The organism is Thermomicrobium sp. 4228-Ro (genome assembly GCF_026241205.1).
Lineage (GTDB): Bacteria > Chloroflexota > Chloroflexia > Thermomicrobiales > Thermomicrobiaceae > Thermomicrobium.
On the sequence record NZ_JAPFQM010000006.1, the window covers coordinates 59974 to 79303 of the forward strand.

At 65.2% G+C, this 19330-nt stretch carries 17 protein-coding genes; 7 read left to right on the forward strand and 10 right to left on the reverse strand.

The features are described 5' to 3' along the window. Window positions 1–4 precede the first annotated feature (4 nt). Entirely contained in the window at window positions 5–433 is a 429-nt protein-coding gene (locus OO015_RS09830; protein ID WP_265941085.1) for a hypothetical protein, read from the forward strand. A gap of 97 nt (window positions 434–530) precedes the next feature. Here the strand turns inward: OO015_RS09830 and OO015_RS09835 are convergent, their stop codons facing one another. The 3 genes from OO015_RS09835 to OO015_RS09845 are packed head-to-tail and all read right to left on the reverse strand — an operon-like array spanning window position 531 to window position 3196. Next, entirely contained in the window at window positions 531–1247 is a 717-nt protein-coding gene (locus OO015_RS09835) for an HAD family hydrolase (protein WP_416236603.1), read from the reverse strand. 21 nt (window positions 1248–1268) lie between these two features. Further along, entirely contained in the window at window positions 1269–2729 is a 1461-nt protein-coding gene (locus OO015_RS09840) for an RtcB family protein (RefSeq protein WP_265941087.1), read from the reverse strand. Between the two features lie 41 nt (window positions 2730–2770). Beyond that, a complete protein-coding gene (locus OO015_RS09845; protein ID WP_265941088.1) occupies window positions 2771–3196 on the reverse strand; it encodes an archease in 426 nt (141 codons plus the stop codon). A 320-nt stretch (window positions 3197–3516) separates the two neighbouring features. Here OO015_RS09845 and OO015_RS09850 point away from each other — a divergent pair, with 320 nt between their 5' ends. The 6 genes from OO015_RS09850 to OO015_RS09875 all read left to right on the forward strand — a co-directional run bounded on the left by OO015_RS09850 (window position 3517) and on the right by OO015_RS09875 (window position 11068). Next, a complete protein-coding gene (locus OO015_RS09850; protein ID WP_265941089.1) occupies window positions 3517–5193 on the forward strand; it encodes an ArnT family glycosyltransferase in 1677 nt (558 codons plus the stop codon). Window positions 5194–5366: 173 nt separating this feature from the next. Beyond that, window positions 5367–6698 carry a branched-chain amino acid ABC transporter substrate-binding protein gene (locus OO015_RS09855; protein ID WP_265941090.1) on the forward strand — a complete coding sequence of 444 codons (1332 nt, stop codon included), beginning with the start codon at window positions 5367–5369 and terminating at the stop codon, window positions 6696–6698. Window positions 6699–6786: 88 nt separating this feature from the next. After that, window positions 6787–7857, forward strand: coding sequence for a branched-chain amino acid ABC transporter permease (locus OO015_RS09860; RefSeq protein WP_265941091.1), 1071 nt, complete (start codon window positions 6787–6789; stop codon window positions 7855–7857). Continuing rightward, window positions 7854–9530, forward strand: coding sequence for a branched-chain amino acid ABC transporter permease (locus OO015_RS09865; RefSeq protein ID WP_265941092.1), 1677 nt, complete (start codon window positions 7854–7856; stop codon window positions 9528–9530). The genes OO015_RS09860 and OO015_RS09865 overlap by 4 nt, the downstream gene beginning before the upstream one ends. Before the next feature lie 11 nt (window positions 9531–9541). Further along, the gene (locus OO015_RS09870) at window positions 9542–10351 is read left to right on the forward strand and encodes an ABC transporter ATP-binding protein (protein WP_265941093.1); all 810 of its coding nucleotides are present in this window, start codon (window positions 9542–9544) and stop codon (window positions 10349–10351) included. Window positions 10352–10354: 3 nt separating this feature from the next. After that, the gene (locus OO015_RS09875; RefSeq protein ID WP_265941094.1) at window positions 10355–11068 is read left to right on the forward strand and encodes an ABC transporter ATP-binding protein; all 714 of its coding nucleotides are present in this window, start codon (window positions 10355–10357) and stop codon (window positions 11066–11068) included. A gap of 3 nt (window positions 11069–11071) precedes the next feature. On the opposite strand, the gene OO015_RS09880 is transcribed toward OO015_RS09875, so the two are convergent. The 7 genes from OO015_RS09880 to flgB form a co-directional block, all read right to left on the reverse strand. After that, the gene (locus OO015_RS09880) at window positions 11072–12004 is read right to left on the reverse strand and encodes an NAD(P)-dependent oxidoreductase (protein WP_265941095.1); all 933 of its coding nucleotides are present in this window, start codon (window positions 12002–12004) and stop codon (window positions 11072–11074) included. 207 nt (window positions 12005–12211) lie between these two features. Then, window positions 12212–12901 (reverse strand): class F sortase, encoded by a 690-nt coding sequence (locus OO015_RS09885; protein ID WP_265941096.1) that lies wholly within the window; start codon window positions 12899–12901, stop codon window positions 12212–12214. A gap of 3 nt (window positions 12902–12904) precedes the next feature. Further along, window positions 12905–15595 carry a right-handed parallel beta-helix repeat-containing protein gene (locus OO015_RS09890; RefSeq protein WP_265941097.1) on the reverse strand — a complete coding sequence of 897 codons (2691 nt, stop codon included), beginning with the start codon at window positions 15593–15595 and terminating at the stop codon, window positions 12905–12907. 92 nt (window positions 15596–15687) lie between these two features. Next, window positions 15688–16965 carry a flagellar hook protein FlgE gene (locus tag OO015_RS09895; protein WP_265941098.1) on the reverse strand — a complete coding sequence of 426 codons (1278 nt, stop codon included), beginning with the start codon at window positions 16963–16965 and terminating at the stop codon, window positions 15688–15690. A 38-nt stretch (window positions 16966–17003) separates the two neighbouring features. Continuing rightward, window positions 17004–17522, reverse strand: coding sequence for a flagellar hook capping FlgD N-terminal domain-containing protein (locus OO015_RS09900; RefSeq protein ID WP_265941099.1), 519 nt, complete (start codon window positions 17520–17522; stop codon window positions 17004–17006). A 12-nt stretch (window positions 17523–17534) separates the two neighbouring features. Next, window positions 17535–18890: a flagellar hook-length control protein FliK gene (locus OO015_RS09905; protein ID WP_265941100.1), complete on the reverse strand. Its 1356-nt coding sequence runs from the start codon at window positions 18888–18890 to the stop codon at window positions 17535–17537. A 21-nt stretch (window positions 18891–18911) separates the two neighbouring features. Then, entirely contained in the window at window positions 18912–19328 is a 417-nt protein-coding gene (gene flgB, locus OO015_RS09910) for a flagellar basal body rod protein FlgB (RefSeq protein WP_265941101.1), read from the reverse strand. Window positions 19329–19330: the final 2 nt, after the last annotated feature.

Sequence of the window (19330 nt, forward strand, 5' to 3'; positions counted from 1 at the left end):
TCCGATGCTACCCTTCCAGTGCGAGAATCAGCAGGCGGGACGGCTCATCCTCATGCAGGTGTGTTACGACTCCACGACCGACCAGCTCGAACTCACGCTCGAGATCGCGTCGGACAACACACCGACCGGACCAACGTTCGACCGTCCGCTGACGACAGCGGTGTCCTGCATCCTCGACGTCGCTGACGAGGGACGATTGCTCGGCATCGAGCTGGCGCTCGAGCAGGTGTCGGCGCCCCTCCGTGCACTCCTCGCACCGTTGATCGGCGACGATTTCTACGTCGAAGTCGAAAGAACTGCCAGCCCGCGCGTCGTCCGCTCGGTCACCGCCCCGGCGACGGTCAGCTGGCAGCCAGCCTCGTCGCATATCATCGTGTCCATTCCCCGCCGTACGTGCGACTATGAACTACTTTTCCCGTCCGGTGCAACCTGATGGATCGCTCGTCGCTCCGGCGGAGCGACAGGCCGTTCGTGAGCCTGCGTTCTCAACACAGGAAGCGCCCGAAAGCCCTCGCACCCAACCCGGGAATTCAGGCGAGGTCTTCATCGGCCTCGGTTCCCTGCTGGACGACCCACTCGTAGTCCGGCGATCGCACGCCGACCTCGTCGAGATGCTGGAGTAGGTCAGCCGGATCTTCGTAGACGCGATAGGCACCGGCCTCCAGGAGCTCTCCAGCTCCGTATCCACCCGACAGGAGCCCCACACTCAGCGCCCGCGCACGGCGTGCGGCCAGCATGTCCCAGACGCTGTCGCCGACAACGATCGCTTCACCGATGTCGATCCGCAGGAGCTGGGCTGCTGCCAGAAACAGGTCCGGATCCGGCTTGGCATGCCGCACGTGATCTCGGGTGACCAGCGGGATGCTGTCGGGATCGAGTCCCAGCACCGCGACCGTCTTCCGCGCACTCTCCATCCGGCCACTCGTCGCGATCGCCCATGGAATGCCCAGACGCGAGAGTTCCCGGAGCAACTCCCGCGCACCCGGCAACGGCCGCACCTGGTCGAGCAGCTGCCCGTACGTCTCCGCGTGCACCTGCTGGACACGCCGGATGTCTTCCGGCGTCACGGCACGCCCGGTCTCGCGCAGGAGCGCCGACAGGAACAGTCCACCGCTCATACCGATCCGGCGGTGAATACGCCAGATCGACAGCTCGATGCCGACCGCCTCCAGTGCTGCTCGCCAGGCCAGGACATGCTGGTAGACCGAATCGACCAGTGTCCCGTCCAGGTCGAAGAGGAACGCCATCCGTCGATCGTCGGCCACCGCCTAGCCCTTCAAACAGACGATCGGGCGCAGCCGCGCTACCCGCGCGACGATACCGGCGTTGCACATCACCTCGACCACGTGCTCCACGTCCTTGTATGCACCGGGCGCTTCCTCGCTGATCGATGCCTTCCCGTGCGCCCGGACGATGATCCCCTGTTTCCGGAGCTGCTCGATGATCCGGTCAGCCGGATACTGTCGCTTCGCCTGTCGGCGTGACTTCGCGCGTCCGGCTCCGTGCAACGCCGTTCCGAACGTCTCACGCATCCCCTGTTCCGTCCCGACCAGGATGTAACTCGCTGTCCCCATCGTTCCACCGACCAGTACCGGCTGACCGACAGCGCGATAGCGTTCCGGGATCTCCGGTCGTCCCGGCCCGAACGCGCGCGTCGAGCCCTTCCGGTGCACCAGCAACCGGCGCCGCTCCCCATCGACCTCGTGCACTTCCCACTTCACCGTGTTGTGAGCGACTTCGTACAGCGTCTCGATCGCGGTGTCCGGCACCCGGAGCGCCTTCCAGAACGCTTCGCGCACGAGATGCGTCAGCACCTGCCGATTCGCGAACGCGCAATTGGCACCAGCCATCACCGCTCGGAAATACTGCTGACCCTCCGGACTCTCGATCGGTGCGCAGACCAGTTCCCGATCCGGTACTTCGATGCCGTACTTCTTCGTCGCCTTCTCCAGGAACGGCAGGTAGTCCGTCCCGATCTGGTGTCCCAGTGCCCGGCTGCCGGTATGCAACATGATCACGATCTGCCCGACCTCGAGGCCGAACGCTTGGGCCGCACGCGCGTTATAGATCTGGTCGACGACCTGCACTTCGACATAGTGGTTGCCGGAACCGAGTGTGCCGACCTGTGCCATCTGCCGTTGCTTTGCGGTATGGCTGACGACCGACGGGTCGGCATCGCTCAAACAGCCGTGCTCCTCGATGTACTCGAGATCCTCTTCGCGCCCATAGCCCAGCCGCACAGCGTAGCGCGCCCCCTCGCGGAGCACCCGGTCGATCTCCTTCGGTGAGAGCTTCAGCTCACCAGTGCTGCCCAAACCTGCCGGCACGACCTCGAACAGCGTATCGGCGAGCTTCTCCTCCTTTCCCGCAATATCCCTCCGCGTGAGATGCGTCCGCAGGCAACGCACGCCGCAGTTGATGTCGAACCCGACGCCGGCAACGCTGATCACCCCGCCTTCCTTCGGGTCGAACGCGGCCACACCACCGATCGGGAAGCCATACCCCGGGTGAACGTCAGCCATCGCCATCGCTGCCTTGACGATTCCCGGAAGGCACGCGACGTTCTCCAGCTGCCGGATCGCGTTCCACTCCTCGGAACTCCGGTTCTCGACGAGTTCCCGGAGTGACCGCTCGTCGAGATAGAGCCGAGCGGGCACGCGCATCCGCCCGTGCGGCGGGACCTCGAACAGATAGTCGTGGATCTTCTTGATGTTCAACGCCTTGCTCATCCTCGTCCCTCCCTGTCGCCCGATCTGTCGCGACCCACGCGTCAGAGGTCGAGCACGCAACGGAGTCGCCAACCTGACTCCGTTTGCTCAGCCAGTAGTCCGCCGTAGGTCGCTGCTTTCACCTCGATTTCGACTGCGTGTCGGTCCAAGTCGATCGGCTCGCCGTACAGCCGACCTTCCGCGATCCACTGGTCGTCGACCCGCTCCAGCCGGGTCAGCTCGAAGTCCCGGAAGAACATCCGATGCACGTCAATAGCCGCCAGCACGGCATTCAGCAAGGCCACGTACAGCGAGCCAGGATCGTCACCACTCGCTTCGATGGAGACCACCTCGCGCGGTTCCACAGTCTCCGGATCGACCAGAAGCGCAAGGAGGCCTCGTACCCCGTCGCGCAGTGCCTCCTGCAAGCTCGCTCCTCTTGCCTCCAGACCGATATCCGCCTCATGATCCAGGTATTCCCATGGCATCGAATCGTCTCCTTTGGTTGCCCACTCTCATCCACCACGGCGCCCCACCTCACCGTGGACATCCGGTCCTGGATCGTCACCAGCCCCAGATACACCCAGCGTAGTCACACCACTATTTCCCGTCAAGTACAGGCCCGCTGTGCCATGCAGTACCATACCGGTGCTCCAGGCCAGCCCATCACCGCCGCGACGACACACGCTACCGAGTCGAGCGGCAAGACAGTCTCTTTTCGGCAGCACGCTATGCTGTGCCCTATACTCGACCGGGAAGGCGAGCGTCCCGGCAAATGGATCGCGAACGACGGCCTCATCGATCCAGGATGGAGTCTATCGGGTTACGCATCGATCCGCGTTGGCTTCGCGCTTGCCTACCCCTGTTGCTCGCCGGGAGTGTCGTCGTCGCGAGCCTGCTCCTCAACCGGACCGTCTTCCAGGGTGTTCCCCACACCGAGGACGAAATCGCATTCCTGTTCCAGGCAGCGACACTGGCACGCGGTCACCTTGTTGCTCCTGCGCCGCCGGTTCCAGACGCCTTCGCCATCCCGTTCGTCATCGTCCGCGACGGCATGTGGTTCGGCAAGTACCCACCCGGCTACCCGCTCGTGCTCGCCCTCGGTGTACTCGTCGGATATCCACCGATCGTCAACGCCTTGAGTGCCGGGTTCTGCGTCCTCCTCGTCGTGGCCTTGGCCCACCGTGTCTACGATTTTCCGTCCGGCCTGCTCGCAGCTATCCTGCTCGCCACGTCGCCGTTCTTCCTGCTCCAGGCAGCGTCCTTCATGGCGCACACCGTGTGCCTGTTGCTGACTCTCGTCTTCCTGTATTCCTTCGCTGCGACGCTCCGCCAGCCCTCGCTGGTTCGAGCGTTTCCGGGAGCAGGAACAGCGGCAATCCTCGTCCTCGCCCGGCCGCTCACCGCCGTCGGTGTCCTCTTGCCCTTCGCCGTCTGGTCACTCTGGAGGCTCTGGCGCTGCCCAACCTGGCGCCCTATCGCACTCTGCTACGCTGCCGGCGGGCTGTTGGGCAGTATCGGGCTGCTCGCCTATAACCGCTTGACGACCGGAAATCCCTTCCTGTTCGGCTATGAACTCTGGTGGCCGTTCGACAAGGTCGGCTTCGGTTCCGGCATTTCCCCGGACGGCAAGCACACGCTCGCAGAAGGGATCCTGAATACCCGCTCCAACATCCAGCTCCTCGAGGAGGTGCTCTATGGCTGGCCCGGCCGTCTCGACCTGCTCCCGGCTCTTCTCGGCATCGTCGTCGCAGCGATCCGGCTCGCCCTCCATCCGCTGCGGCAGGTTGCCCGCTCCCACGCCGTTCCGCTCGACAGTGCCTTCGACCTCGCCTTGGCCGCCCAGGTCACGACACTGATCGCCGTGCACGTGGCCTACTGGACACCAGGGCAGATGTACGGCCCGCGCTACTACTTCGAGGCGCTCGGGGCGATCGTGCTCCTCAGCGCTCGCGGTCTCCTCGCGGTCGCAGCGGGCATTCGCTGGCTGTGGCGAGTGGTCACGCTCCGCCACGATGTACCCGAGCCGCTGGTCGCGAGCGGATCGATCATCCTCGTGGCCCTGGTCGGTTGGGGACTCTTCGTCACCGGCATCCCATGGTGGCGGAGCTACTCCGGCTGGTACGACATCCATGCCGAACCTGCACGTACGGTTGCCGCGCAGGCGCCACCGCACTCGCTGGTCCTGCTGCCTGTCTCCTACTGGACCGAGTATGCGCCGTTCTTCGTCCGCAACAGCCCGCTCCTCGATTCTTCCGTTCTCTTCGCACAGGACCTCGGCCCTCGGAATACGGAAATCCTGGCTGCCTTTCCCGACCGCGTGGTCGTCCGTTACTCCGGTGGAACCTTCACACCGTTGCAGATCGGTAACGTGTATCCCTTCACTGACGACACGCGAACTGGACTGGCTGCAGGACTGACCGGTTGGGTCCGCTCTCCACGAGTACGTGAAAAGCTTCCCCACCTCCAGAAGGTGGAGAGGTAGGCAACGCGCTGTTTGCACAGCAGCGGAACGAGTGACCAGTGGAGAATGCACCGGTCCGCCAGTCTTGACTCGATCGCCCGGCCTGTGTCAGAATGGTCACGTCCGGAGGCCGTTCCGGCAGGTATGTGGTTATCTGTCGAGTAGCGTCTGGGGTGATTCGAGGAGGAGAAGGGATGCGACGTCCGACGCACGTGTTGGCGACACTACTCGTCTCGTTGGTGTTCATCCTGGCAGCCTGCCAGCGAGCGGAACCGACTCCGACACCGACTTCCGCGCCGGCCACTCAGCCGAGTCCCACACCGGCTGCGGCAGCTTCGCCGACTCCTGCAGCACAACCGACCCCACAAGCGGGGGTGACGAAGCCGACCGACCCCATCGGTGTCCTCGAAATCAAGCCTGGTGAGCCGATCGTCCTCGCCTGGATGCTCACCGTCTCGGGTGGTACGGCTCAGCTCGGTGAGGACTCGAAGCGCGGCATCGAAATCGCGATCGACGACCTCGGCGGTCAACTCCTCGGCCACAAGATCGAACTCGTCGGTGAGGACTCGGGCTGCAACCCCGAAGGTGGTCAGGCCGCTGCGACCCGCCTCGCCGCTAACCCGCGTATCGTCGCGATTATCGGGTCGTCCTGCTCGTCCGAAGCACGGGTCGGCGCACCCATTATCGACCAAGCTGGCCTCGTGATGGTCTCGCCTTCCAACACCGCTCCGGACCTCACCGACCCGGCGAAGCACGTCCAGGCCTACCTCCGTGTCGCCCACAACGATAAGGTTCAAGGTCGCGTCGCTGCTGAGTTCGTGGTGAACAAGCTTGGCCTCAAGCGCGTTGCCACGATCCACGACGGGAGCCTCTACGCCGAGCAGCTGGCCAATGTTTTCGCGGAGAACGTGCAAAAGCTCGGTGGCACGGTCGTCGCTCAGGAAGCGGTGAGCCCCGACGATACCGACATGCGGCCAGTACTCACCCGGATTGCCACGCAGCAACCAGAACTGATCTATTATCCGATCTTCAACCCGGCTGGCTCCTTCATCACGATCCAGGCCAAGGAGATCAGCGGCCTCGAGAATGTCAAGCTGATGAGCGCTGATGGTCTGCTCGAGCCGCAGACCGTGCAAAACGCGGGTCAAGCTGCCGTCGGTATGTATCTCAGCGGGCCGGATCTCACGGTTCTCGGTCCAGCGTATCAGCAGTTCGTCCAGAAGTACCAGCAGAAGTACGGTACCAAGCCGGTCGCGGGTTTCCACGCCCACGCCTACGACGCAACGATGATGATCGTCGAAGCGATCAAGAAGGTCGCTGTCCAAGCCCCGGATGGAACGCTCTACATCCCGCGCAAGGCGCTGCGTGACGCGCTGTACCAGACCAAAGACTTCAAGGGCCTCACCGGCAACTTGACCTGTGACCAGTACGGCGACTGCGCCGATCCCAAGATTGCAGTCTATGAGGTCTTCAGCACCGATACCGCTGGCTGGCCTGACAGCGCCATCCGGAAGATCTATCCATAAGCCCGGTAACCGTATGAATGCCGGGTCGGGGCAATCCCGACCCGGCAATGTTCTCGCAGGCGAGCGATCGAGTGACGAGGAGCATCCGGTGACCATCGCTGCGCCGCATCGATTTTCGGCAAGCCGTCGGATCGACGTTTCCCAGCTGATCGTCTGGACGATCGGTGGCGTCCTCCTCACGATCGTGTTCATCGGTTCCGTGCTCACACTGCGTGCTGGCCACTACACGGCCGCCCAGTGGCGTGACTTCATCGTCTTCGGCATCGCACAAGGCGCCATCTACGCGCTCATCGCGCTCGGCTACACGATGGTCTACGGTGTCCTTCGAATGATCAACTTCGCCCACGGCGAGGTCTTCATGAGTGGCGCCATGACCACGTTTTTCCTCGCCGACTACCTCAACCGCAGCGGCTTCCTCAAGTCCCACCCTTGGGTCAGCTTGGTCACCATGCTGCTCTTCAGCGGCCTCGTCTCGATGACGGTGGCGGTGCTGGTCGAACGTATCGCCTACCGGCCGCTCCGCGGCGCACCACGACTCGTCCCACTCATCACAGCGGTCGGTGCCTCTTTCTTCCTCCAATACACCTTTCGCGGCCTCTTCGGGAGTGGCGTCCGTGCCTATCCGCCCATCCCAGTCCTACAAGGAAAACTCTGGTTCTTCCAGAAGACGCAGGTCGCGGTCTTCGTCGGCGTCCTGATCACGCTCGCCCTGCTCGTCCTGTTCCTCCAGCGGACCCGGGCTGGCCTCGCGATTCGTGCCGTCGCGGAGGATCGTGAGGCCGCGGCACTCATGGGGATCGACGTCGACCGTGCCATCGTCACGACGTTCGCCGTCGGTGGTTTCATGGCTGGTATCGCTGGTGTCCTGTACGCCTTGGTCTTCGTACAAGTACAGTTCTTTATGGGGTTTTTGCCAGGCATCAAGGCATTCACGGCAGCCGTACTCGGTGGTATCGGCAACCTGCCGGGAGCAGCGCTCGGCGGGCTGGTTCTCGGAGTCATCGAATCCGTCGGCCCGAGCCTCTTTTTCGATGGCTACGGTATCCGCGCGGCCCACCAGCTCAAAGACGTCATCGCGTTCACGATCTTGGTCTTGATCCTCATTTTCAGGCCGACTGGCCTCCTCGGTGAGCGCCTCGGCGGAGAGGATCGCGTATGACGCTCACAGCCTGGCGTCGAGCGCTTTTCATTGGATTCCTCGCCGGCATCGCTGGCTGGCACCTCAGCCTCGCTGGACTCGTGCCTGCCTTCGCGCAACGACGGCTGATTGGCGAGGCAGTCACGTTCAGCTCCGCCTTGCTCCTCGCGCTCATCGTCATCGCGGCCCACGCGACTGCCCGGCGCTACAGTGGTGTGCTCCCTCGGTTCACTTTCGGAGTGGTCAGCGCACTGGTAACAGGCATCATGTTCTTCGTCCTCGCCCTCGTCGTCACCGCATTCAACCTCCGCCAGATCCTCCTGAACGCCACCCCGGAGCTGGCTCGGACGCTGACGTTCGGCGGTGGGGCTGATCCCGACGGCTTTTTGCGAGTTCTCGTCATAGCCGTGGTCGCTGCCGGGGTCACCAGCGCAGTCGGTGCCCTGCCACCCCCCTGGGGGCGTATCCTCGTCTTTGCGAGTTTGACGACGCTGCTCGTCGGTCTGTTACGAGATGTCCTCGCCCCTGTCTTACCAGGTGTGCTGACAGGTTTCCTCTACGGGTCAGCCGGACTTTCCTATTCGGGTGCTGTTGTCGTTCTGGTTGCAAGCGTGCTCCTGTTCGCCCTCCGTGCAACAGCCAGCGGTCGCACCGCGACACGCGCGGTAGCGACCGCGGTGCCACCGCCGCTGCGCCGACCACTCGTGCGCACGATCGCATTGCTTCTCCTGCTCAGTATCCCCCTATGGGCCGGCCTCTTCCTCAGCAACGTCGCTGACTTCGTCGGCTTCTACATCCTCATGGGGCTCGGTCTCAACCTCGTTCTCGGCTTCGCGGGCCTCCTCGACCTCGGGTACGTCGCGTTCTTCGCCGTCGGTGCCTACACCATGGCTGTTTTGACTTCACCGGAGATCGCAGTCGGCGGTTACATCCTCGACTTCTGGCTCGCCTTGCCGATCGCGGTCGTCGTTACCGTCGGTGCTGGTCTCCTCGTTGGTCTCCCAGTGCTGCGCATGCGTGGCGACTACCTGGCGATCGCCACCCTCGGCTTCGGCGAGATCGTGCGTCTTCTCGTGCTTTCGGACTGGTTGAAGCCGCACCTCGGCGGCGCGCAAGGCATTACGCAGATCGGCCGTCCACACCTCGGCTCGCTCCGTCTCGACTCACCCCAAGAGTTCTACTTCCTCATCCTGTTGGGCTGCCTCCTGGCCTGGTTCCTTTCGGTGCGCCTGCGCGACTCGCGCCTCGGTCGCGCCTGGTTCGCGATCCGCGAAGACGAGCATGTCGCACAAGCGATGGGCATCAATCGAGTGACAGCGAAACTCACCGCATTCGCGATCGGCGCATCCTTTGGTGGTCTCAGTGGCGCCCTCTTCGCTTCGCTGGTCGGCTCGGTCGTGCCTGCGAGCTTCTCGCTGCTCGTCAGCATCAATGTCGTCGCGCTCCTCGTCCTCGGTGGCATGGGGAGCCTGCCCGGTGTCCTCGTGGGAGCACTCGCCTTGGTCGGTATCCCGGAGCTCCTGCGCGAATTCCAGGAATACCGTCTTCTCGTCTACGGTATGGTCCTCATCGCGATGATGCTCTTGCGTCCGGCTGGTCTCCTGCCCGAGCGGATCCATCGAGTCGAACTCGAGGAAGCAGTCGAGGAATCGCGCGAGGCCACCCCAGCCGAACTGGCCACCGGTCAGGACTGAAAGGGATCGTGATGGTCCTGCTCGAGACGTTTCACCTCACCAAACGCTTCGGGGGTCTGGTCGCCCTCCGCGATATCGACCTCACCGTAGAGGAGCGTGCGATCCACAGCGTCATCGGCCCGAACGGCGCCGGAAAGACGACACTCTTCAACTGCATCACTGGTTTCCTCGTCCCCGATGGGGGTGACATCCGGTTCGCCGGCACCTCGATCGCTGGGCTCCGCCCCGATCTCATCGCGGCCCAAGGCATTGCCCGCACCTATCAGAACATCCGCCTGTTCCGCCATCTCTCGGTGCTGGACAACGTGTTGATCGGTATGCATCCGCACCTCCGCTACTCGTTGCTCGATGCGATTCTCCGCACGCCGCGATACCGCCAGGCCGAAAAGGACGCGAAAGACGAAGCACTCGAGATCCTCCGTTTCGTCGGCCTCGCCGGCAAGGAATCCTTCATGGCAGCGAATCTTCCTTATGGTGATCAGCGTCGTCTGGAAATCGCGCGAGCGCTCGCGCTGCGCCCGAAGCTTCTCCTGCTCGACGAGCCGACGGCGGGGATGAACCCAGCCGAGACGGACGAGATGATTCACCTCATTCGCCGCTTGCGCGACGAGCGCGGCATCACGATCCTCCTCATCGAGCACGACATGAAGGTGGTGATGAACATCAGCGAAGTGGTCTCGGTTCTCGATTTCGGCGAGAAGATCGCCGAGGGAACACCCGACGAGGTTCGCCGCGATCCACGCGTCATCGAGGCCTACCTCGGGCGCGGTGCAGCGAGCGGCCTCGGGCCGTCGTCACTCGCGCAACCAGGAGAGGCGTGATCCATGGCACTCCTCGAACTCCAGCGTGTCTACGTGCACTATGGGCCGATCCAGGCCCTCAAGGGCATTTCGCTCACGGTGGACGACGGCGAGATCGTCACGCTGCTCGGTGCCAACGGCGCCGGTAAGACCTCGACACTGCGTGCCATTTCCGGCCTCGTCCGCCCCTCTGCCGGCCGCATCCTTCTCGGCGAAACCGACATCACGCATCGCAAACCCCACGAGATCGTCGAGCTCGGTGTCGGCCATGTCCCAGAAGGACGCCGGATCTTTCCCCGCTTGAGTGTCGAGGAGAATCTCCGTCTCGGTGCGTTCACTGTCCGCGATCGCGCCGAGATCGCTCGCCGTCAGGAGTACGTCTTTTCACTCTTCCCTCGCCTCGCCGAGCGGCGGAAGCAAGCCGGCGGTACCCTCTCCGGAGGAGAGCAGCAGATGCTCGCGATCGGTCGCGCCCTCATGATGCAGCCGCGCATCCTCCTCCTCGACGAGCCCTCGATGGGGCTCGCACCGGTGCTGGTCGAAAGCATCTTCGAGGTTATCCAGCGGCTCAACCAGGACGGGACGACGATCCTGCTCGTTGAGCAGAATGCCCGCATGGCGCTCGAAGTCGCCCATCGGGGATATGTCCTCGAGACCGGCCAGATCGTCCTCACCGGCAACGCCCGCGACCTCGCTCGCGACCCTCGTGTCCAGGCCGCTTACCTCGGTGCGGCTTGACCGTCATTCTGCTACCAGAAGATCTCCGCTCACCGCTCTTCCGGCTGTGAACTGGACGTTGGCCAGCCGCCCCACCAAACGCGCCACCTCATGTGCAGCCAGACCACCCCAGCCCCGCGCCATCGCGGCTACGTAGAACTGGTGCGCCAACGCCGCGAGCGGCACCGGCGAGCCGACATCGTTCCCGAGGCGCATCGCGAGTTCCATGTCCCGCTTCATCAATTCGAGGCGGAACCCGGCTCCGCGCGATTCCCCGAGCAGTTCCGGCACAACCTCCGTCCACAGCTTCCAGCCACCGCTGCTCGAACGAATGACCTCATAGACTCGCGTCAGATCCGCACCGGCATTCGCCGCCAGCGCCAGCGCCTCACCGATCAGGATCAGACTGACCCCCGCGATGAGATTACCGACCAGCTTGACGACCTTTCCCATCCCCGGATCGCCGACGAGAAAGACATCGCGCCCCAGTGTCTGGAGGATCGGCAACGCTCGCTCGAACACCGCCGCGTCCGCACCGACGATGATCGTCAGATTCCCGTTCCGCGCCTCCGCTGGGCCCCCTCCCACCGGCGCATCGATCACGTCGATCTGCCGAGCACGTGCTTCGTCGGCGATCCGCTGCACCATCATCGGTGAGGCCGTGCTCAGATCGATCACCAGCGCTCCCGCTCTGAGGTGCTCCAATGCCCCTTCCGGGCCGATGTACACTTCAAAGAGTTCTTCGTCTCCCGGAAGGCAGGTCAGGAACACATCCACCTGGTCAGCAACCAGGAGCGGTGTCGGCACTGCCTCGGCACCATGCAGCTCGAGTGCTTGGGCAACCTCCCAACGGCGGTCGCTCACCAACACCCGGTATCCCGCCTCGAGCAGGCGAAGGACCATCGGGCGCCCCATGTTCCCCAACCCGATGAAACCGAGCGTCGGTCTCTCGCCCACAGATTCCATCCTTCCCCGGTCGGAACGATCACCGAGCGATCACTCACATGCAGGTCATCATGCCGAAAGCATCCTCCCCCGTGCAAGGGACTCACGCTCTGTTTCGCCAGCTGCACAGAGCCACACATCCCCGGAACTGCAGCGGACCCTCTGCGATGCGTTGTCCGCAGCAAAGAACGGGGGTCAGCCAATACGCGTTGCCACTGCTTATCGCCGGCTCTGCTCCAGCGGCACCGCCACCACGATCAGCCGCTGGTCGTACCGACCAGTTGCCGGATTGTAGTTCCCAGCGCAGGTAATCAGCGTCAGCCGCTCCGCCGGTGTCGGTCCGACGATCCGCTCGACCGGAGCTGTGGCCTCCTCAACGGTTTCCAACCCGCTGACACGATATCGCGCGACCCGACCGTCAGCGAGCTCGAGTTCCACGATATCCCCAACTCGCACGCGCCAGAGGTCCCAAAACACGGCCGGCCCCACACCGGCGAAGTCGACATGCCCAGCCAGCACCACATTGCTCCCCGCACCGGGGAGAGCGGTGAAATCGTACCAGGCCACCTCCTCGGGCCGGTCGGGTGCCTCCATCCGCCGGGACGCATCCAGACCCTTCGCAACGACCGGCGCCTCGACCCCGATGGCCGGAATCCGCAGCGCGACGATCCGGCTCTCGCTCGCAGCCGTCGTCGGGGTCACTGCCGCCTCAGCGGTCCGAGTCGAGGACGTGGAAGTCGGTCCCACGACGCTGGTACGGGTCGAAGACGACCGAACCACGACCGTGCCGGCTCCCGCACTCGCTCGCGAGTACCGGTCTCCGAGTGTGGAGGCACCCGCCAGACCGAGCCCCATGCCGATCAGCCAGCTCGCCACCGCCAGTACCACCAGACCGACCAGCTGCCGCACTCCTCACTCCGGTTCCCGCTCCGTCCGCCGGTTCGAGCGGACCAGTCCGACACCCCCGAGCATGGCGCCGGCGAGTCCGATGACCACGAGACCGAACCCGAGTGCCCGCTGCCCGCTCCCGTCACCGCTCGTCCCCGTCGCTGGTAGCCCGATCGTCGGTGTCGGGGTCGCCCTCGGTGCGACGATCGGCGAACCGACTCCGAGCGCCGGTGTCGGTGTCACCGGGCGTGCTGTCGGCGTCGCGCTGACCGCCGTACTGGTGGGGCCAGCCGTCGGCATCGGTGTGACTTGCGGCACTGGGTATTCGTAGGCACCGATATCGCAGGCTGGCCCTTGCGGCCGCTCCACGTGCAGTTGGTCCTCCTTCGGACACTTCTGCGTTCCTGCTGCATCCACTGCCGGGCTCCCCAGGCCGAGCGCGTGGAACAGCGTTCCACCAGCCGGATCGACCTGGAGTGGCTGCAGCCCAGCCATCGCGTTGACGAGGTCACCTTCCCTTCGCAGGAGACAACTGTCACGGTCCTCGAGATTGGTCCCGAGCGACCCTGGCGCCAGGCCGCCACAGTTCCCCCCACCCGGGCTCGCCGCGATCAGGGTACCCTGCACCGTGACTGTTCCCCCGTCGTTATAGAGCGCCCCACCCGCAGCAGCTGCGTTCGAGGCGATCGTCACGAACGACAGCGTCGCTGTCCCCTGCGGGCCGACCCACAGGCCACCACCCCGTTGCTGGCTGACATTGGTACTCACCGTCACGTTCGTGAAGGCCGCTGTCCCGAGAACGGCGATACCACCGCCATAGGAACTCGCCTGATTCTCGGTGATCGAACTTGCCGACATCGTCAATTGCCCACCATTCCGCACGACGATGCCGCCCCCCAACTGCCCCGCGGTGCTCCGCCGCACCGCTGTATCGGTCACGGTCACCTTTCCGGTCTCGAGCACCAGAAGCCCGCCTGCATCGTTCACCGCCTGGTTGTCGATCAGCTGCACCCGCTGCAGGTCAGCCTGGGCCGCAGCCACGACTCCTCCACCGGACCCGCTCGTGCTGTTCGCCTCGATCGTGACGCTCGTGAGGATCACCTTGCCGAGTCCAACGATCCCGCCCCCATCGAGTACCGCCTGGTTGTTGCGGACGACAGTACCGCCGAGGAGCGTGAGGGCCTTGCTCCCCTCATGGTAGATACCGCCACCCGCGGCTTGCGATCGATTCCCTTCGATCGTCGCACCCTCCAGGACGAGCTCTCCGCGGCTCCAGATACCGCCGCCGTCTTGCGTCGCCAGGTTGCCCTGCACGATCAGGCTGCGCAGGCGTCCGCTCCCGATACTAGCGATGCCGCCACCGAGTCGCGCTCGGTTGTTCCGCACGATCACCGTGTCCGGCGAACTCAGGTCGAGCGTGCCGTCGTTAGCGATACCACCTCCTGACCCAGCTTCGGCGAGGTTGTTCTCGATCACCGTCCGGGAGAGCGCGACCGTGCCGGCATTGGCGATCCCGCCGCCGTCACCGTTCTCGGCCACGTTACCGGCGATGGTCCCACCGACCACCTCGACATTCCCCGCCCCCACGACGGCGATACCGCCTCCACCGTGCGTCGCGCGGTTGTCCCGGATCTCGCTGTCCAGGGCCGTCAGCCTGCCCTGGTCGGTCGCGATACCACCACCGTTGGAAGCCCGGTTACCCGCCACGACCGCGTTCCGCAGCGTGAGCAGCCCCTTCGCGACCCAGATCCCGCCACCGCGGCCACTGTCTCCTTCGGTGACATCGGTGGGCACTCGGTTCCCCTGCACCAGTGTGCCCTGCAGCTCGACCTGCCCACCGTCGAGCGCGAGACCGCCTCCATCCGTCCCAGCCTGGTTCGCAGCACCGTCAGCTGTCCCACCGATGACGACCCGGCTACCGAGAACCACCCGACCACCCGCGACGTGCACCGCGCCACCGGTCTCCGTTGCACTGTTGCCGGTGAACGCCACCGTGCCGTCGAGTACCACTGTTCCCGCGACCGCGAGCGCGCCCCCCTTGCCGGGAGTACCGTCCTCCCCGGATTCACCAGCGGTGTTCTCCCGGAAGGTGACCCGCGCTCCCGTGAGCGTCGTCACGGTTCCTGAAGGTGCGACGTAGATCGCCCCGCCGTCTGCAGCGGCATGGTTCCCCTCGAAGGCCACCTCACCCAGCTGCAGCACGCCGCCGACCCAGATCGCGCCACCGTCGTGATCGCGTGCGTCGTCGTGCACCGCCTGACCACCGGTGAGGCGCACACCGTCGAGGACGACGGTCGCCCCTGGCCCCACGTCGAACAACCGGTCTGCCTCGCCGGCCCATCCACCCGCGATCGCCGTCTGGCTCGAGCCCTGGCCGCGTACCGTTAACGCCCCGCCCCGCTTGGTAATATCGAGGTCACCGGTCTCCGCAGTGTCGTCCGTTGCCGGAGGGATATCCAGTCGATAAGAACCGGCCGCCAAGTCGATCGTGACCGGCTCGGTCAGGTCGTTCGCCGCGAGGACAGCTGCGCGGAGCGTCGGGCACGTCAGACTCGCTCCGGAACCCGAGCAGGCACCGGTACCGTCACTGGTTCCTGTCACACTGATGGTGACCTCAGCAGCGCCGATCGGCGACGCGAACACGAGCGCCCCGCCAACCGCCGCCAGTGCCAGCGACCCCACGAGCAACGTAACCTGCAAACCTTTCCAGTGCACTCCGCCTGCCCTTCCGCTGCGCACACACGCTCCCGCGACCGGCTCACGCGCCAGCTCCGCGCGACCGTCCCTTCTTGGCGTCGCTTAACGCCCTACCGGCGCAAGTTCACGAGTTCCTGCAGGACTTCGTCGCTCGTCGTAATGACACGCGAGTTCGCCTGGAATCCGCGCTGGGCCATGATCATGCTGGTGAACTCCTGCGCCAGGTCGACGTTCGACATCTCCAGATAGCCGCTGGCGATCTTGCCGCGTCCTCCCGAGTCAGCTGGACCGACGATCGGCTCACCGGAGTTGACCGTCGGCAAGTACGCATTCCCGCCGACCTTCATGAGACCACCAGGATTGGTGAACAGCGCCAGCGCGATCTGCCCGATCACCTTCGTCACGCCGTTGGAGTAGATACCCAGCACCTCGCCCGACTGGCTCACCGTGAACGTCGTCAGCGAGCCAGCCGGTGCGCCGTTGGCCGCAGCGTTCGCCGTGGACGGGGCCGCGAGCTGCGTCAACCGTGAGAAGTCCGGGGTGACGCTCACTATCCCCGCCCCACCGGCTGTCGCATCCAGGTCGACCGCTCCGATCGTCGAGTTGGTCAAATCGAGATTCCCATTCGCGTCGAACTGGAGCGTCCCCGTCGTCGCCCCACCGAGCGTGAAGTCTGGATCGGCTGCGTCTTCGTCCGCCGACGTCCGGGGATCGTCTTGCTGGATCGTGTAGTCCCACGTGTTCGCACCCGTCTTCTCGAAGAGGATATAGAACTCGTGTCGCTTCCCTTGCGAGTCGACCACGCTCACCTTGGTCACGTAGTGCGGCGGGGTCGCTGCGGTACTCTGGTTCGCGTCCAGGTTCCCCTGCACCGTGAGCTGGGTCGTCGGCACGGCATCGAGTTGCTGCCCGATCGGAATGGTGATAGGCCCCACCGGCCCGGCCGTATCGACCTTGCCGTCGGCATCCGCTTGCCAGCCGAGCACGTAGAAACCGGTCGACGGGTTGACCAGTCGGAGATCCGAACCGATATCGAACGCTCCGTCCCGCGTGTAGAGCGTCTGCGAGCCATCGCTCACCACGAAGAAGCCGTCACCCTGGATCGCGAGGTCGCTCGGCTTCCCGGTGAGCTGCAGCGCTCCCTGGGTGTGGATCGTATCGACCGCGCCGACGACTGAACCGAGTCCGATCTGCAGCGGGTTGATGCCGCCCCGCTGCTCGGTCGGGCCGCTCGCCCCGCGCACCAGCTGGCTCAGGATATCCGTGAAGCGCACGCGCCCGACCTTGAAGCCGGTGGTGTTGACGTTGGCGATGTTGTTGCCGATCACGTCCATCCACGTCTGGTGTGCTCGCAACCCGGAGATCGCGGAAAACATCGATCGCATCATGGCTCGTCCCCCGATCCTTTCCTCGTTGGCGTCCGCACTTACGCCTCACCGGGCAACGTTGGCGTGTCCGCACCGCCGTCCCCTGTACGCCCGGAGCTGCTGTCACCAGCTCGCGTGTCGTTCCCTTCTTTCGGCATGGCCACGCTCACGACGTCCTGCACGGCCACCCGCTGTCCACTATCCAGCTCGAGCACCGCGGTACCGTCCAGGATCGTTGCCCGCACCACCGTCCCGCTCACCAGCTCGCGACTCGAGCGCTCCAACCCGCTCACCACTTTGCCGAGATAGCTCGCCACCTGGCCGAGCGCCGCATGCTGAGCCATGGCCGCGACCGTCTCGTTGAGCTGCTGGAGCTGCTCTAGCGCGTTGAGTTGCGCGAGCTGTGCGATGAATTCGCGGTCCTGCATCGGATTGAGCGGGTCCTGGTTCTTGAGCTGGGCGACCAGCAGCATCAGGAACGCGTGCTTGTCCAGCCTCCCACCTGGCCCGACCGAACCGGTGTTCCCAGTCGAACTCGTCGTCGCGGGGCTGCTGGCCGTAATGCCGTTCACGCTCATCCTCGCCCCTCCTCACACCCGTGTATCGACCAGGCCGCTCATCTCGAGTTGGCCCACCCGAACCGACTCGTCTCCCGGGCTCACCCGGTCACTCGTCGGCGCGCCGCTCCAGCGGCCGGATCCGGTATCGCTCGCGAACCCGTGTTGTCCACCGTTCCATCCCGTTCCGGACTGCCCACCGCCCAGCGTCCCCTGCCCGCTCGCCGCGAATCCTGGCTGGACCTCGACGCGCTGCACAGCGAACCCGCTCGCCGCCAACGCTGTCCGCAGCCCCTCGCGCCCAGCCTCCAACGCCTGGTGCACGTCCGGTCGACTGGCTGCCAGCGTCACCTCGAGGCGCCCGCCGATTTCCCGCACCCGGATGTCCACCACACCGAGCTCCGGCGGTTCCAGACGCACCCGGATCTGCCGCGCGCCACGCTCCAGCGCCCGCGATAGTTCTTCCTGCACCTGCCCAGCCACGTCCGCATCGGGCACCGGCCCCCCCGCCTCCACGGGGCGAGCCAACCCGCGCTGTTCGATGCCCGGCACGGTCGCTGCATTCGGCAGTATGCCGATCCGTTCCTCAGCCGCAGCCCGCTCTGGTTCGACCGAATGCCTGGACAGCACCCCCTCGAGGTTCGCCGGCTCGGGGATCAGCACCGCGTCACCAACCTTGGCCGTCCGCGGGACGACCTGACCAGCCTGTGACACCGCATCCGACCCGACCGCTGCCTCCGCTGGGATTTGCCGTGGCTGTCCTGTCCGTACTCTAGCCTGTTCCGTCTTGCCTGGGACCGCGACCGATCCGAGCAGCTGCGATACGGTGCCTGCTGCGCTCTCTTCGGTAGCCAGTACGCCCGCCAGTGGCGCGGCGTCGCGCAGCGCGCCCTCCACCTCGGCGAGTCCCGCTCCCGCCGAGGTGGCCGCCGCCAGGCTCTCGGCCAGGCTGGTTGCCGTCTGCTCTCCGCTCGGAGCGAGACTCGGTGACCCATCGCCAGTGACCGGCTGCGCCAGCTGCTGTGCAGGACCGACGGCACTGACCGTCTGGACACCGACTGGCGCTACCTCTGGTGACGGTAGGGACGCTTCCTCGCCGAGTACCGGTGACGCCCGTACTCCGACCGGGATCGGGAAGGATCCAGTCAGCGCCAGCAGCGCGAACACGTCATGCTCGTCGCGCAGGACCTTCTTCGGACTTTCGGCCTGTCCGGAAGCGTCGAGCTTGGGCGCGCTCGCGTCACCGTCCGCAACCGACGCCGCCGCCTCACCGAGTCCCAGGAACGCCGCGAGCAGCAGCAGGAACGCGTCACCAGTCGTCGGCGCGACCGAACCCGGCCCTCGCGGCATCCCCTCGTTGACCGTCGGACTGGAGATCGGGAGTACCACCGCCGCACCTCCTCAACCGGTTTAGCTGCCTTGGCCACCGCTCGCCATCGCCCGCAGCATCGCCAGCCGCCGGGCGAGGATCTCGCTCACCGCGCTGTAGCGCAGCGTCGTCTCGGCCAGGAGCCCCATCTGTTGCTCGATGTCGACATTGTTACCGTCGGCCCGATACCGGGTGCCACGCAGTTCGACCACTTCCGGCTCCACACTCGCAGCCGAGACCGGCGTGGTAGCGATGTGCCGCGGATCGGTACGCGCCAGCGGCAGCGGCGCGAATCGCCCGCTGAGCATCGATTCGAGGAGGTCCTCGAACCGCACTGCCTGCGCCTGAAAACCAGGCGTGTCGGCATTCGCCACATTGCTCGCCGTCACCTGCTGCCGGAGAGCGAGTGCATCGAGCGTCCTCGCCAGGATGCCGATCGGACCGACCGTGCCTGCCATCG